The organism is Bacillus velezensis (assembly GCF_001461825.1).
Classification (GTDB): domain Bacteria; phylum Bacillota; class Bacilli; order Bacillales; family Bacillaceae; genus Bacillus; species Bacillus velezensis.
The window spans coordinates 225,752-239,883 of the sequence record NZ_LLZC01000019.1; the positions used below are offsets into that span (position 1 = coordinate 225,752).

Consider the following 14,132-nt stretch of genomic DNA (forward strand, 5'->3'; position numbering starts at 1 on the left):
ACGTCCTATCCTACTCTCGGTTCAGAAAGGAAACTAAAGGGCTGATCTGCATGATTCCGGCCATCCCGGGCTTTCACCTTCCCCGGGTCGCTTTATAGCCTGTTTTGAGTCATGCCGGTCCCTTTCAATCGTCTTTTCATCTGAATTTATGAACGTATTATATTCGAACGGGCCGGAGAATGTCAAGAAAATCAGAAAATTATTCTTTTTCCTCAAAAACCGCGTCGACTTCATATTCCAGCAGATGATCCCAATCATCGTTCTTCAGCAGGTCGAGCTGCGCCTCAATCAGCATTTGGAAACGCGTTCTGAAGACTTTAGACTGTTTTTTCAGCTCTTCAATTTCCATTGCGATTTTTCTTGATTTGGAAAGCGACTCATTGATGATGCGATCAGCATTTTTTTCTGCTTCACGGACGATCAGCTTCGCTTCTTTCTGCGAGTTGCGCTTTACGTCTTCTGCGGCTTCCTGAGCTACGAGAATTGATTTATTCAGCGTTTCTTCGATATTGGCAAAGTGGCCGATTTTTTCGTCCAGCTCGTTCACTTTCGCCTCAAGCTCCGTTTTTTTACGGAGTGCGATTTCGTAATCTTTTCTGACCTGCATTAAAAATTCATTTACTTCATCTTCATCATATCCGCGAAAACCTTTTGTAAACGTTTTGTTATGGATATCATTCGGCGTTAATGGCATATTGCCACCTCCATTTTTACATTTCAGTACGGTTATCTAGTTCACATTATAAAACAAATACGGCACAGATGGAGAAAAAAACTGAAAAAACGACTCATTTTTGCCGTTCAAATGTAACTTTCCATTTGTCTTTTTTCGTTTTTCCGTCAACTTTTGCCAAACTGCATCGTCCGAAGCCGCGAATCGAGAGCATGTCCCCTTCAGCAACCTGATAAGACGGATCTTCAATGGCTTTCCAATTCACCTTAACGAGCCCGTTTTTCACAAGCGCCTGCGCTTTCTGACGGGATTGCCTGCTCATTGAAGCGCAGACGGCGTCGAGACGCAATGAAGAAACCGTGTCATCCCTTATTTCGACATCTGAAGCGGGAATGTGAAGAGCGGAAAGCTCGATTTTCTCAAGCTTTACCGGCGCTTTGCCCGCTTTGGTCAGCTGAGTGCTGACAAAATCGGCGATTTCACCGGAGACGATCAGCTGCACGGCTTCCTCTGAGAAAATCAGATCGCCGTATTTCTGCCGCTTTAAGCCGATCCCCATTAATGATCCGAGAAGAGAGCGGTGGTCAATGCTGACGAATTTTTCAGCGTATTGAACGTCAAAAGCCCGAAGCTCAAAATCATCCTGTTCAGGTTCCATATATTCAGGGTATAAAATCGCGCGTTTGCGCTCAGCTCTGTCATATCCTCCGAAAAACGCAAGACCGCAGGCGTCGCCGATAACGGCTTTTACAATCACCTGTTCTCTGGGATCTAAGAAATCAGTCAGCTTCATCCGATACTGGTCCAGGACAATCTGTTTCCATTCAAGCGCCTGATCAATAAAAGGCCGCTCGTCTTGTCTGAAGTGCTGGTAAATATCGCTCATGTTCTTTCCTTTCTATGTAAAGAGGCTTGGCTGGTGCCAAGCCCGTATCAAACTGTCGCATTCAAGTATACATTGCGATCATGCGGTATAGGCCCCAAAGTCCCGTCGTGGCAAACCGAAGCACGATAATCGCTACAATCGGGGATATATCCAGCATGGCAATGGGCGGAATGATCCTTCTGAACGGCTCTAAATACGGTTCGCAAATCGCTGCGAGAAACCGTCCGACCGCCGTTTCTCTCGTACTCGGCACCCATGACATAAAGATATAGATGATCAGGGCAAACGAGTAGATGTAAATTAAATAACTCAGAACGGAAAAAATTTGATAAAGAATCATCCTGCTTTACCACCTCTGATGTTCGTCTTCATTTATAAGCTCCGAAATCGTGCCGGAAACGTCGACATTATCAGGCGTGCACAGAAAAATATCTGAACCGATTCTCTGAATGTCGCCGCCGATGGCGTAGACGGTACCGCTTAAAAAGTCGACGATTCTTTTCGCCTGATCATGCTGGATGCGCTGCAGATTGACGACAACCGCCCGCCTGTTCTTTAAATGATCGGCGATTTCCTGCGCTTCCGCATATACACGCGGTTCACTCAACACCACTTTAGAGGATTTCTGAACACTTTGCAAGCTTACTACGTTCTGCTTGCCCTGCGGCTTCTGAGCGTAAGCAGGCTGTTTATCTTTCTGCTGTTCATGCTCTTCCGGATGATCCTGCTCCGTTTCAATGTATTCGTACTCGTACTCCTCCTCATCCATTGAGAAAAAGTTTTTCAGTTTATTTTTCATGCTCATTTGTTTACACCCCCCGGTTCATTTCCGACTAATGAAGAGCCGATTCTGATAAAAGTTGCGCCCTCTTCAACAGCGATTTCATAATCATTTGACATGCCCATTGACAGTTCCCGGCACGGTGCGTTTGTCAGATTCAGTTTTTGCACCTGATCCCTCAGATCACGCAATTGCCGGAAGCAGGCTCTGATCGTTTCTGTATCGTCTGTCAGGGGAGCCATCGTCATCAGGCCCTCTACAGAAATGTTTCTAAACTCAGAAAGCTCTCTGATAAAGGGGATGACCTCCTCTGCTTTCAAACCGTGCTTAGACGGCTCAAGCGAAGTATTCACCTGCACAAAACAGCGAACCGTATGCTGCGCCCGTTTTTCAATCTCTTTTGCCAATGACAGTCTGTCTAAGGAATGAATATAAGACACACGGTCAACGACGGCCTTCACCTTTCTGGACTGAAGACTGCCGATAAAGTGCCACTCCGGGCTGCCTTTGATGACTTCCTGCTTACGGATAAGCTCGGCATCCCGGTTTTCTCCCAGACTTGTAATACCGGCATCAACGGCCTCTTGAGCCCTTTCGGCTGATACGTATTTTGTAACCGCGATGACGGTAACATCTTCGGGGCTTCGGCCCGATCTGTTACATGCTTCGTTTATTCTTTCGTTTATATGTCGTAATTGATCAGCAACACGCAAGATCTTACGCCTCCTTCATTCCGATAAAGGACATCATGCGTCCCGTTTTCCCTTTGTCGCGGCGGTGTGAAAAGAATAGTTCACGCTCTCGTTCGGTGCATAAACCGCTGACTGAAATGTTTTCTTCCGGAATGCCGCAATGTATCAGAAGAAGACGGTTGACCTCTTTTAAATCAAGCTGATACTGGCCTTTTTCCGTTTCGCATATGGCGGATTCAGCCGTAAAAGGCAGCGCCCGCACTTCATTGATGACGCGGTCGTCGACTGTATAGCTTCCCGCACTGATGGACGGACCGATGACAGCCTGAATATCTGTTAAACGGGAGCCTTCTTCGTTTACCCAGCGTTCCGTCATGATGCGTCCGATTTGTTTGACCGTCCCCTTCCATCCGGCATGGGCAGCGCCGATAATGGATTTCACCGGGTCATAAAAATACAAGGGCACACAGTCCGCAAAACAAAGGGCCAAAAAAAGATTCGCATCTTTCGTGTAGAGCCCGTCCGTCCCGCGGAATGCGGAAGAATAGTCTCTCGCTCCTTTTCCTTTATCCCCGGCTGTCACGCGCCGGACGCGGTTTTCATGTGTCTGGTCGGCGAACACCCAGGAATCCAGATCAGTACCGCATAAGGACGCTATGACTTCACGGTTTGTCACAACATCATGAGCTTCGTCCCGGACGTGCAATCCGGTATTTAATGACTCATACGGAGGATTGCTGACCCCGCCGTTTTTCGTCGTGAATCCGGCGATGACCTTTGTGTTAAGCTGATTCACACAGTTCCAGTCTTCTATCATGAGTGCCGAGGGGGTGGTAAGACTAAACGGGTGATATGTATTCATGGAGATCCAACCTTTCGACAAACATTAAAAAAGCGTAATTTCCCACTCATTTTAACACAATTTTAAGCATACGTTTAGCGGCTGATTGAAAAATGAGATAAATAAATGTGCCGGAAACATTGAGATTTCCGGCTTTTTACAAGTGAAGGGAGGATTACGCTCCCCCCTTTGGTTCATTTACACGCACTAAGATGACATCTTCCCCAATTTTAACTATATTTCGCCAAGGAATGATCATTTCCTCTTCTTTTCCGAAAAAACCGAGAACTTTTCCGCTTCCGCCTAAAATAATCGCCTGAATTTTTCCCGTTGTCACGTTAATATCAATATCACCGATGCTTCCGAGTTTTTTTCCGTTCGACACGTTTACCACATCTTTTATTTGAAATTCAGATATGCTGATCATCCGTATCACGCCCTTTGCCCGTTCTTTTTCCTATTATATGAACGGCCGGGCTGAACCTTGTCACATCGGGCAATCTTTTTTGCGGCTGCACCAGCCGAGGATAAATCTCAGTATGATTTTCGTATAGTCCATAAGCTCATCAACGGACACTTCCTCGTTTACGGAGTGGGCGTTTTTTAAATCGCCGGGGCCGTATATGACGCTCGGAATCCCGGCATGATAAAGCCACCCTCCGTCTGTTACGGTTTGGGAAACATCAATGACGGGCTCCTGTTTTTTGACGGCTGAGTGTGATGCAGCCAAGACAGAAACTGCCGGATGGTCCGGGTCGATTTTCAGCGCCGGGAACACCTCTCCTCTGTCTTCAATCATCGAAGATCCGCCCCATTTGAACACCGGCCTGTTTTCTTTGAGCCACAGATCACTGTCAGCGACACGATTAATATAGTCTTCGATTTCTGCGGCTGCTTGTTCGTGCGTTTCGTTCGGATAAAAGTGGACGGTGATCCATAACCGGCATTCATCGGCGACAAACGCTGCGTGTCTTCCGCCTTCAATGACGGCGGGGTTGATCGTATTGGTGCCGGGCGCAAAGCCGGGATAGCTTTTCGTTACCGCCCAGTGGCGCTCCAGCTCTCCCAAGGCAGCGATGATTTTCGCCATTTTTTCGATGGCGCTCGCTCCGAATGTGCCTCCGCCCGCATGAATCATATTGCGCCTCATGCCGTCATGAAATGTTTGTTTGCTTTTCAATTCTATCCAGCCGGTGATGACACCGCCCTGCCCTTGAATATGCAGGCTGCTCGTATCCGCGACAACCGCAAAATCCGCGTGGTAGCCGCGTTTGCAGCATTCCAGCGTCCCCGCCTCACCGACTTCTTCTCCGATTACAGACTGTACAATGAGGTCGCCCGGAAGCTTAATGCCGGCATCATGGATCAGCTTCAGAGAGAAAAGAACACACGCCAATCCCCCTTTCATATCAGCGGCGCCCCTTCCGATCAGCATGCCGTCTTTTACGAGCGGCTGAAACGGGTCAGAGTGCCAGTCTTCGCCCCCGGCTTCTGCCACATCAATGTGTCCGTTTAAAATCAGGCTTTGATGCCTGCTTGAATCTGTCCCTTCTAAAACACCGACTACATTCGGGTCTTCCGGATACACATCCCACATATCGACCGAGCAGCCCGTTTCTTTTAAAAAGCCGGCCACCCACTTTTGGGCTTCTGCCGTATTTCTTGCTGGCGGGGCCGGAGTGGGAAAGGCTATCAGTCTTTCAGCAATATGTATGAAGTCGTGCCGCCGTTTCTCCGCCTGGTGTAACAGCATATCAATCTGATGCATTGGAAATCTCCCCTTTGGCTGTATCAAAAAACCCGTTCATTCATGAAATGAAACGGGTAAAAAACGGATCTTCCTCCGCTTTTTTCACCGCTTCCCTCCGCCGGCATGATCCGGATCAGGTCCGTTAAGGGTTGAGACAACGTCTCTCTCAGCCGCGTGGCAGCACCCCCAGGGTGAATTTATGTTATTTTACGGATGATGCCTCATTTGCACGTGTTAAAAACGGGCGGCCATTGTTCCATAAGACATTGACAGGCATATCGAAAAACGCTGTAAGCCGCTCGTCAGAAAGCATGTCCCTGATTTTCCCGGAGGCGAACACCTCGCCCTGTTTTAAAAGCAGCGCCTGATCAAATACCGGCAGAATTTCTTCAGCGTGATGGGTGACATAAAGGATGGACGGCGCATTTTCTTTTTCGGCGATCGACGTAATCGTGTCCAGCAGCTGCTCCCTTGCCATAAAATCAAGACCCGTCACGGGTTCGTCCAAAATCAGCAGTTCCGGATCAGCCATAAGCGCCCGCGCAATCAGCGCTCTTTGTCTTTCCCCTTGTGATAATGTTTCATACCGTCTGTCGGCGTAACCGATGGCGCCCAAATCCTTCAGAAGACCGATCGCTTTTTCCCTTACTTGCTCACTCGGAGTTTCGTACAGCCCGATTGAGGCGTACGCGCCGCTGAGGGCGATTTCAAAAGCGGAGTCCGCGGCATATAATTTGTGCTGAAGACCTGCCGAAACAAGGCCGATTTTCCTTCTGAGCCTGTCACCGAGCTCTGTTTTGCCGAATTGATGGCCGAGCACCTGCATCTCTCCTGAAGTGGGGAAGTAATAAGAGCATAACATATTCAGCAAAGCCGTTTTCCCGGCTCCGTTTAATCCGTACAGCACCCAATTTTCGTTTTTCTCGACGCGCCAGTTGATATCTTTCAAAATCCATTTCCCGTTTCTTTTTAATGACACACTGTCCAGCTGTAAAATCATTGCAGTTTCCCCCGTTTGTTTTATTTAAATTTTCTAAAAACTTTTACACATTAGAATACATCACTTTTTTGCAAACGTAAACCATCGCATAAAAAAAGCCTTTAAACAAGGTTTAAAGGCTTTTTCCGTTATTGATGGATATTCTTATTCATTTGTTTAATGGCTGCCTTTTCAAGCCTTGAGACCTGAGCTTGGGATATGCCGATTTCTTCAGCGACTTCCATTTGGGTTTTCCCTTGGAAAAAGCGCTTTCGCAAAATCATTTTTTCCCGTTCGTTCAGTCTTCTCATGCCTTCTTTCAGAGCCAGCTCCTCAATCCATTGTGTATCCTTGTTGCGCTCATCGCTGATCTGGTCCATCACGTAAATCGGATCGCCGCCGTCATTATAAATCGGCTCAAACAGTGAAACCGGATCCTGGATGGCGTCAAGGGCAAACACAATTTCTTCATGGGGCACTTCAAGAACTTTGGCGATTTCCTCTGCTGTCGGCTCCCTGCTTGTCTCACTGATTAACCGCTCTCTTACTTGAAGCGCTTTATATGCGATATCGCGAAGCGACCTCGAGACGCGGATCGGATTATTATCCCGCAAATATCTGCGGATTTCTCCGATGATCATCGGTACAGCGTATGTTGAAAACTTAACATTATGGCTTAGGTCAAAATTATCAATGGATTTCATTAGTCCGATGCAGCCGACCTGAAATAAGTCATCAACATACTCTCCTCTGTTGTTAAACCTCTGAATGACGCTTAAGACAAGGCGCAGATTGCCGTTTACAAGCTTTTCCCTCGCTGAATCATCGCCCTCATCCTGTAATTGCCTAAACAGCTTTCTCATCTCTTCATTCTTGAGCACCGGTAATTTGGAGGTATCCACCCCGCAAATTTCGACTTTATTTCTTGACACGTTTTTCCCTCCCACTAGGAGCTGCTGTACAACGTTAAGTATCTCCTCGGGTGGGAAAAATATGCACCGCCATTTTACAGAAATAAACATCCGGCTGCGGCAATCCTTGCAGCAGTAAGGGCTGTCAGATGGAAAAAATTTTACACCATTTTGTTAAACTCTTTTCTCAGTCTTTTGATAATCCGCTTTTCGAGCCGGGAGATATAAGATTGTGAAATCCCCATCATGTCGGCTACATCTTTTTGTGTTTTTTCTTCTTCTCCGACAAGCCCGAAACGCAGTTCCATAATCTGCTTTTCTCTTTCGTTTAATTGCTCAAGCGCTTTTTTCAAAAGTTTTTTATCCACATTGGCTTCAATGTCTTTTGTAATAATATCATCATCTGTGCCGAGCACATCCGAAAGCAGCAGCTCGTTTCCGTCCCAATCAATATTCAGCGGTTCATCAAAGGACACCTCTGAACGGATTTTATTGTTTCTGCGCAAGTACATTAAAATTTCGTTTTCGATACATCGCGACGCGTAGGTGGCGAGTTTGATTTTCTTTTCCGGATTAAAAGTATTTACCGCTTTGATCAAACCGATGGTGCCGATGCTGATTAAGTCCTCGATATTGATGCCGGTATTTTCGAATTTGCGGGCAATGTAAACGACAAGACGTAAGTTTCTCTCAATCAGAATGGCCCGCGCCGCCTGATCCCCGCTCGGCAGCTTTAATAAGAGCACCTGCTCCTCTTCTTTAGACAAAGGCGGCGGCAGCGCCTCGCTTCCTCCTATGTAATACACTTCATCGCTTTTCAGTCCGAGTTTCATCAGCCATTTATACCACAAATATGTCAGACGCAGCTTAAGTTTTTTCATCTTCCTCCCCCTTCTAAATACAATGCATTTTGAGTATGATGAATAACAGACTTTTCGTCAGGAAACATGTTTTACAGCCTTCCCTGTCAGCATCTTCGGATGAACGATTCCGTCAAATTCACCGTCCGCGGATAATGGTTTCGTGCTGATGCCGATCAGGCATTTTTCACAAGCGATCATTTCGTCTTTTGTTAAAATCGTGACGTAATCCGGCTTTAAACAGAGTAAAAATTGATTGTCCTGGCCGACGCCCCTGTACGGAATCAGCCTCAGCTTATCCGCATGGCGGAACGAATCATCAAGCTGCTCTATCACTTCAAGCGGACTGGCGGATTTGATGAGGTCCGTTTCCTTTTCGCTGAGAATCGGAGCGAATTTGTCAATGCAAAGGATCATGACCGGCGTTTTCGTCAGCGGATCATACAGCTGATTCCCGGAATCCACCAATCCTTTCGCGCGGATTGTCTGTCCGCTGAATTCCGCCTGCACCATGACAAGTTCATCGTACTGAATGGACTTCGTCTCGATGTCTTCAATTCTCTTTTTCGAAAAAAACCATATGGCCGGAAATCCGATAACTACAAACATCCAGCTGATCGGGTCGCCGAATCCGGTCTGGCTTGTGACCATTACGCCTTGCTGCACAATTGATTCTGTCTGCAGCAGGGAATGTACGCCGATCATTCCCCCGCCGACGAGAAAAGTCGCGAAATAAAAGGCGAACAAATTTTGAAAAAAGTATCGGAACCGTTTAAAGCCAAAAGCCGTAAGCACGATGACTACTGAAAACGCCATTTTTCCCGCCGGATGCTCCACAAAGGGAGAAACAGGCGTAAACATCAGAAGCACAATGGCTGACCCGATGAAACCGCCGGCGGCCACTCTTCTTTTTTTCACCTGGCGTTTTAAAATAAAGGCGGTCAATAAAAGCAAAAGAGAATCAAAACAAAAGTTCAACAGCCAAATGACATCCAGATAGATTTTCACATCTGACCCCTTTCCTCTTTTGTCTTACTTATCTGTTTCTCTCTCTTGTTTCATAAGTATAAAGCAAGCTCTGTGGGAAAGTCTGTCAATTAATGTTGAGGGTAAAGTACAATTTTTAAGGGATAACCGTTTTATTTGTCGAGGGCCGAAAGGGTTGATTTCCTATTGTCCCCTTCAACTAAAAAAGCGCTGCCGTGATTTGGCAGCGCTCTGTTTTTACTCATTGATATAAAGTTTTCCTTTAGCCGTCTGTCTCGTTTCATTTCCGTAGTCATCTCTTGCGATAACGTCAATTTTTGCTCCGCTTGCTTTGATGGAAGAAGTCGCCGTCCAGTAACCCTCATATCGTCCCGGAGAAATTTCTCTCAGCGGAAGCTCTGTTGCGTTTTGGCTCCCTGCCCGGGCGTTTGTCAGAGGCAGACGGATCACGAAGGAAGCGTCTAATTTCTTTCCGCTTGAAAAAGCGATTTTCACTGATTCTCCGGCTTTTAATTCCTTATCCGCTCCGGGAACCAATCCGGAAATGACGGGAGCATTGTAATTGACATCGATTACCGTCTTTTTCGTTGTTTTGTTACCCGCTTCATCTGAGGCCGTGACCTTGATCTCATTGCTGCCGTTTTCCAGAAGGGTTCTCGCTTGATAAGAACCGTTATTTACTTCAGCTTTTTTTCCGTTCACCTTTACCCATTTTAAATGGGCGTCGTGCACTTTTCCTTTTACAGTCACTGCTTCTTTATTTGTTTTATCACCGTTTGCCGGACTGTCAATCGTCACATCCGGCTTATCCTCATCCAGTATGACCGTGACAGGGCGTGACTCATCGGTTGACCCGCTGTCTGTCACAGATGCCGCTGTCAGCCGATTGGCATCTTTAGTGAGTGTGACATCAGCCTGGAAATTGCCGTCTGCATCTGCTTTCGTTTCTGCGGCGGTTTTACCGTTATTGGTAAGACGGACAGCGGTTTTTGGTGAAGCCGTTCCCTTCACCGTGATTGACTTCTTGTTTGTAAATGACTGATCTTCAGGCGAGGTTATCTCAGGCACAGAAGCTTCATAGTCGACCAAAGCCCTGATCATAAAGTTTCCGTCTGATTTATCGGCTTTTGACCAGCGGCCGTCAAGGTATTGCCAGTTTCTGTTCGAGTACGGACTGCCGTCATCAGATGACAGGGCAGGTGTATAAGGATCGGGTTTCGTCTGGCGGAACACAAGATAAAAATCCTTTCCGACCGCGATTCCTTTTGAGCTGAGATCCACTTTGGTCCATTCGCCGTTTCGAAGCGCTTCAGCTTGGAACGGGCCGGCAATTTTGCTGCCCGGAGCTCCATCAGGGCCGGATGCATCATATACTTCTGCTTGAAATTCAGTACCGCCCGGATCAGGCCAGTCGGCGCCCCAAAATTTAAAAAGGCCTCCCGTCAGCATACCGTGTTCTTTTCCGTCTTTAAGCGTCATCTTAACGGCAGATTTGCTGCCGGCTTTAAAATATGACAGCGCGGCTTCTTCCGTCCCGTTATCATAGGCAATTTCCCCTTCATAACCGATATACGGCTTAAGCTTGACGTTTTTTTCAGAATCTCCTTTGATGTCAACAGAAAATTCGCTATTGTAAAAGCCTTTTGCCGCTACTTTGATTGTGTAGGAGCCTTCGTACGCCTTAAGCGAATATTCCCCTTTATCGTTTGTCACCGCCGGTTCAATTGCGGCATCCTCAGCCACATAAAGCGCAGCCCCTTTTACCGGTTTACCTGTTGACTGATTGGTGATGGTTCCTTTTAGCGTACCGGACGGCATTTGCTCCAGTGTAAAGTCTGCCTGTGCGGTTTTGTCTGATTGAATAGAAACTTGTTTCGAAGCGGACTTAAATCCGTAAGCCTCGGCTTTCAGCGTATAGCTTCCCGCCTTATGTGACAGGCTGTAGCTTCCGCTTGCAGGGTCGGAATATACGGATTTCCCCGTCTCGGCGACACTGATTTGCGCTCTGAGCGGCAGGAGGTTTGTTTCACGTTTCACTCTTTTTCCGGGTGATTTCACTGCCGGTTTGGCCTGTTTCGGACTGACGGCTTTTTTCTTCAGGTGGCCGGGAGGTGTTTGTCTTTTGTGTTTATTTTTTTTGGCCGCCTTGCCGAGAGGGCTGCTTGAAAGCCGGACATCATCGATATACCATCCGTCTTCATTCAGTACTTCGTCTGACTGCATATTAAACATGAGCTTTATGTTTTGGCCTTTATACGCAGATAAATCAGCCTCTTCATCGTTCCATCCTGCGGAGTCACCATTGTAAACGGCCGCCTGCTCCCAATTTGATTTTCCTTCCGGCAGAACGAACACATACCCGTAATCAAAAAATTCTTCGAGCTTGTGCCAGCTTTTAAATTGCAAAAACAGCCGTCCTGTTTCCGGAACTTGAATCGGAGGCATCACCAAATTCATGTTGGCTGAATCGGCATAAGGGCCGGACAGATTCGTCGCATACACTTTATCTCCGGAAAATGCGGTGCCGGGCCCTGAACCCGGGGTACCCCATTCCCATTGGTCATGTGTCCCGTAACTGGACCAGCCCGCCGGCTGTGATTCAAAATCCTCTTTGTATCCCGCAGTAATGCTCGGTTTCACGTCAGCCCGGTACGTATCAGATTCTACAGAATGACCTCCGAAATCTTTTATGGTCCATTTATAACTTATCTTGCTTCCCGTTACATCCGGAATTTCCGCCTGGTATGTTCCCTTTTTTTCATCACCGCTTTTTTGAACGGCGGCTGTCGTTTTCCACTCTCCTTCATCAAACTGATAGGAAAGGATGACTTCAGTTACGCTTACATTGTCTTCTGCTGTAACCGTTAACGGAAGGTTTGCCCCTTTGTAAGCCACTGAGACCGGTTCATGGTGAAAGCTGGGCGGATTGTGATCTTCGCCCGCAGAAGAGACCTTGCCTTCTACGCTTCCGATACCGTCCGTTACGGCAGAAACGGCATCAAAAGCGTTAACGAGACCGTGGCCGTAACCGTTATTCGGTGACTCCGGAAAAACGGAATCTGTCAGCTTTTCCGCGGTGCGCGTCAAAACGTCTTCCATTTCATCGACCGTAATAGAGGCGTTTGCCTGCCTTAACAAAGCCGCCGTCGCCGCCACATGCGGCCCGGCCATTGAAGTTCCGTCCCAGCCGCCTTCGTATGTTCCTCCAGGGATCGAAGAACGGATATTCACTCCCGGAGCCGAAATGTCCGGTTTTGTTTCATGATACGGTGAGGGGCCTTGAAGTGAGAAATCAGCGAGTTTCTTGTCGATGTCAGTCGCACCTGTCGCAAATGCTTCAGGATAATTGGCCGGATTTGCGATTGAACCCGGTCCTCCCGGTGTAAATAAGTCTTCATTTCCCGCAGAGAACTCCGGAAAAATCCCTGCCGCTCTCCACGCATTCACCATATCGCGGTACCACTCGTCCATTCCCGAACCGCCTGCCCAGGAATTATTAACAACATCCGGCGCCATCTCGGGATGCGGCGTGCCGTTTTTATCTTTAGGCGCGAGCACCCATTCACCGGCATCCAAAATATCGGCATCGGTTCCTCCGTCATCTGAAAATGCTTTTACTGCGATCCATTTCGCCCCCGGAGCCACACCGATTTGATTTGAGCCGTCAGGTTCTGAACCCGTCATGGTCCCTGTTACATGAGTGCCGTGTTCAAGATCATCGTAGGGAGCGTCTTTATGGGACACGGCATCATACCAGTTCATTTCATTATTCGGCGCTGCGGGATTTTCAGGATCGTAACCCCGGTATTTTTCCTTAAGCGCCGGATGATCCCACTGAACTCCCGTATCAATGGAGGCGACAACCGTGCCGGTTCCGTCGTATCCTGAGGCCCAGGCCTGCGGCGCATCAATTTGGCTGATATTCCATTCGATGCCTTCCTTTGCTTTGATCTCTTTTTGTTTTTTCTTCATTTGAAAAGGAGCTTTTGATTGTCGTTGAGTAAGCTGACGTTTTTCATTCGGAAGAACTTTTTCTACTTCAGGAAATGAGGCGGCTTTTTCCATTACCTCTTTCGAAGCAGTGACTGCCATTCCGTTAACAATATAATAGGAATGGATGTGATCAGCCTTGCCTTTCTTTTTTTGTTTTTCCAAATATGTTTTCAGATTCTGCTGCGCATCATGAGCCGCCAGTTTTAAAGAAGAAACGACGGCTGACCGCTTTTGATATTCGGTTTTTGCTGCGGAAAGCGATTGAGACTTGGCGTTTTTTTCTGCTTCTTTGACCGCTTTTTTCGTATTGGCTTTCTCTTTAAATTTGATAAGAAACGTGACTTTATCATTTTTTTCAAAACGCTTCTTGACTGAATCGGAAATCTTATGCTGAATGCTCTTAGAGGAAGAAAGATCTTTGGTGAAAGAAACTGCCCCCGGTGTGCTGTTCGCTCCGGCTGCACCCGGAAACAACAGTGAACTGACGACAATCGCGCTTAAAACGGAGCCTGTCCATCTGTTTCTCGTTTTTTTCTTCAATCGTATCCCCCCTTATTTGGTAACACCCTATAAAATGTGTATCCCTCCTTCATAATTGGAATCGTTTGTCATTTTCGATGCTGTACGTTAAATGTAGACAATCTTCCATCCAGATATTGTCACATTCTGTAGAAAGCCGTATGAAACTAAAAAACAATCAATTCGTCATAGGTATAAAGTTGCTTTTTTCACCGTATAGATCATGGGGATAGGAAGGAAGACTGGCACAAAAAAGAAAA

General features: G+C 47.1%; 13 protein-coding genes and 1 riboswitch. All 13 genes read right to left on the minus strand.

What is annotated here, in order from left to right:
* Nucleotides 1–199: 199 nt before the first annotated feature.
* Nucleotides 200–694: a septum site-determining protein DivIVA gene (gene divIVA, locus AR442_RS11820; protein WP_003154406.1), complete on the minus strand. Its 495-nt coding sequence runs from the start codon at nt 692–694 to the stop codon at nt 200–202.
* 94 nt (nt 695–788) lie between these two features.
* On the minus strand, nt 789–1,559 hold the full coding sequence (locus tag AR442_RS11825; RefSeq protein WP_007409722.1) for a YlmH family RNA-binding protein: 771 nt from the start codon (nt 1,557–1,559) through the stop codon (nt 789–791).
* Nucleotides 1,560–1,620: 61 nt separating this feature from the next.
* Nucleotides 1,621–1,899 (minus strand): YggT family protein, encoded by a 279-nt coding sequence (locus AR442_RS11830; RefSeq protein WP_003154408.1) that lies wholly within the window; start codon nt 1,897–1,899, stop codon nt 1,621–1,623.
* A gap of 6 nt (nt 1,900–1,905) precedes the next feature.
* Entirely contained in the window at nt 1,906–2,364 is a 459-nt protein-coding gene (gene sepF / locus AR442_RS11835; protein WP_007409719.1) for a cell division protein SepF, read from the minus strand.
* The gene (locus tag AR442_RS11840) at nt 2,361–3,053 is read right to left on the minus strand and encodes a YggS family pyridoxal phosphate-dependent enzyme (protein ID WP_053284999.1); all 693 of its coding nucleotides are present in this window, start codon (nt 3,051–3,053) and stop codon (nt 2,361–2,363) included. Before AR442_RS11840 ends, sepF begins: the two co-directional genes overlap by 4 nt.
* Before the next feature lie 4 nt (nt 3,054–3,057).
* Nucleotides 3,058–3,894 (minus strand): peptidoglycan editing factor PgeF, encoded by an 837-nt coding sequence (gene pgeF / locus AR442_RS11845; protein WP_014304972.1) that lies wholly within the window; start codon nt 3,892–3,894, stop codon nt 3,058–3,060.
* A 154-nt stretch (nt 3,895–4,048) separates the two neighbouring features.
* Nucleotides 4,049–4,300 carry a YlmC/YmxH family sporulation protein gene (locus AR442_RS11850; protein ID WP_003154415.1) on the minus strand — a complete coding sequence of 84 codons (252 nt, stop codon included), beginning with the start codon at nt 4,298–4,300 and terminating at the stop codon, nt 4,049–4,051.
* 60 nt (nt 4,301–4,360) lie between these two features.
* Complete coding sequence (locus AR442_RS11855; RefSeq protein WP_022553374.1) at nt 4,361–5,641, minus strand: acetylornithine deacetylase; 1,281 nt, start codon at nt 5,639–5,641, stop codon at nt 4,361–4,363.
* Nucleotides 5,642–5,716: 75 nt separating this feature from the next.
* Nucleotides 5,717–5,821, minus strand: a riboswitch (TPP riboswitch).
* A gap of 4 nt (nt 5,822–5,825) precedes the next feature.
* Entirely contained in the window at nt 5,826–6,623 is a 798-nt protein-coding gene (locus AR442_RS11860; protein WP_022553375.1) for an ABC transporter ATP-binding protein, read from the minus strand.
* A gap of 128 nt (nt 6,624–6,751) precedes the next feature.
* The gene (sigG, locus tag AR442_RS11865) at nt 6,752–7,534 is read right to left on the minus strand and encodes an RNA polymerase sporulation sigma factor SigG (RefSeq protein ID WP_003154420.1); all 783 of its coding nucleotides are present in this window, start codon (nt 7,532–7,534) and stop codon (nt 6,752–6,754) included.
* Between the two features lie 140 nt (nt 7,535–7,674).
* Entirely contained in the window at nt 7,675–8,394 is a 720-nt protein-coding gene (sigE, locus tag AR442_RS11870; RefSeq protein ID WP_007409714.1) for an RNA polymerase sporulation sigma factor SigE, read from the minus strand.
* A gap of 57 nt (nt 8,395–8,451) precedes the next feature.
* On the minus strand, nt 8,452–9,381 hold the full coding sequence (spoIIGA, locus tag AR442_RS11875; protein WP_014417723.1) for a sigma-E processing peptidase SpoIIGA: 930 nt from the start codon (nt 9,379–9,381) through the stop codon (nt 8,452–8,454).
* A gap of 216 nt (nt 9,382–9,597) precedes the next feature.
* Entirely contained in the window at nt 9,598–13,893 is a 4,296-nt protein-coding gene (locus tag AR442_RS11880; protein ID WP_014417722.1) for a S8 family peptidase, read from the minus strand.
* Nucleotides 13,894–14,132 lie beyond the last annotated feature (239 nt).

Bases quoted from the DNA above. Each gene is read 5' to 3' on its own strand.
- AR442_RS11830 (WP_003154408.1), bottom strand. From the start codon at position 1,899: ATGATTCTTTATCAAATTTTTTCCGTTCTGAGTTATTTAATTTACATC.
- AR442_RS11860 (WP_022553375.1), bottom strand. From the start codon at position 6,623: ATGATTTTACAGCTGGACAGTGTGTCATTAAAAAGAAACGGGAAATGG.
- AR442_RS11850 (WP_003154415.1), bottom strand. From the start codon at position 4,300: ATGATCAGCATATCTGAATTTCAAATAAAAGATGTGGTAAACGTGTCG.
- sepF (WP_007409719.1), bottom strand. From the start codon at position 2,364: ATGAGCATGAAAAATAAACTGAAAAACTTTTTCTCAATGGATGAGGAG.
- AR442_RS11825 (WP_007409722.1), bottom strand. From the start codon at position 1,559: ATGAGCGATATTTACCAGCACTTCAGACAAGACGAGCGGCCTTTTATT.
- AR442_RS11855 (WP_022553374.1), bottom strand. From the start codon at position 5,641: ATGCATCAGATTGATATGCTGTTACACCAGGCGGAGAAACGGCGGCAC.
- sigE (WP_007409714.1), bottom strand. From the start codon at position 8,394: ATGAAAAAACTTAAGCTGCGTCTGACATATTTGTGGTATAAATGGCTG.
- pgeF (WP_014304972.1), bottom strand. From the start codon at position 3,894: ATGAATACATATCACCCGTTTAGTCTTACCACCCCCTCGGCACTCATG.
- divIVA (WP_003154406.1), bottom strand. From the start codon at position 694: ATGCCATTAACGCCGAATGATATCCATAACAAAACGTTTACAAAAGGT.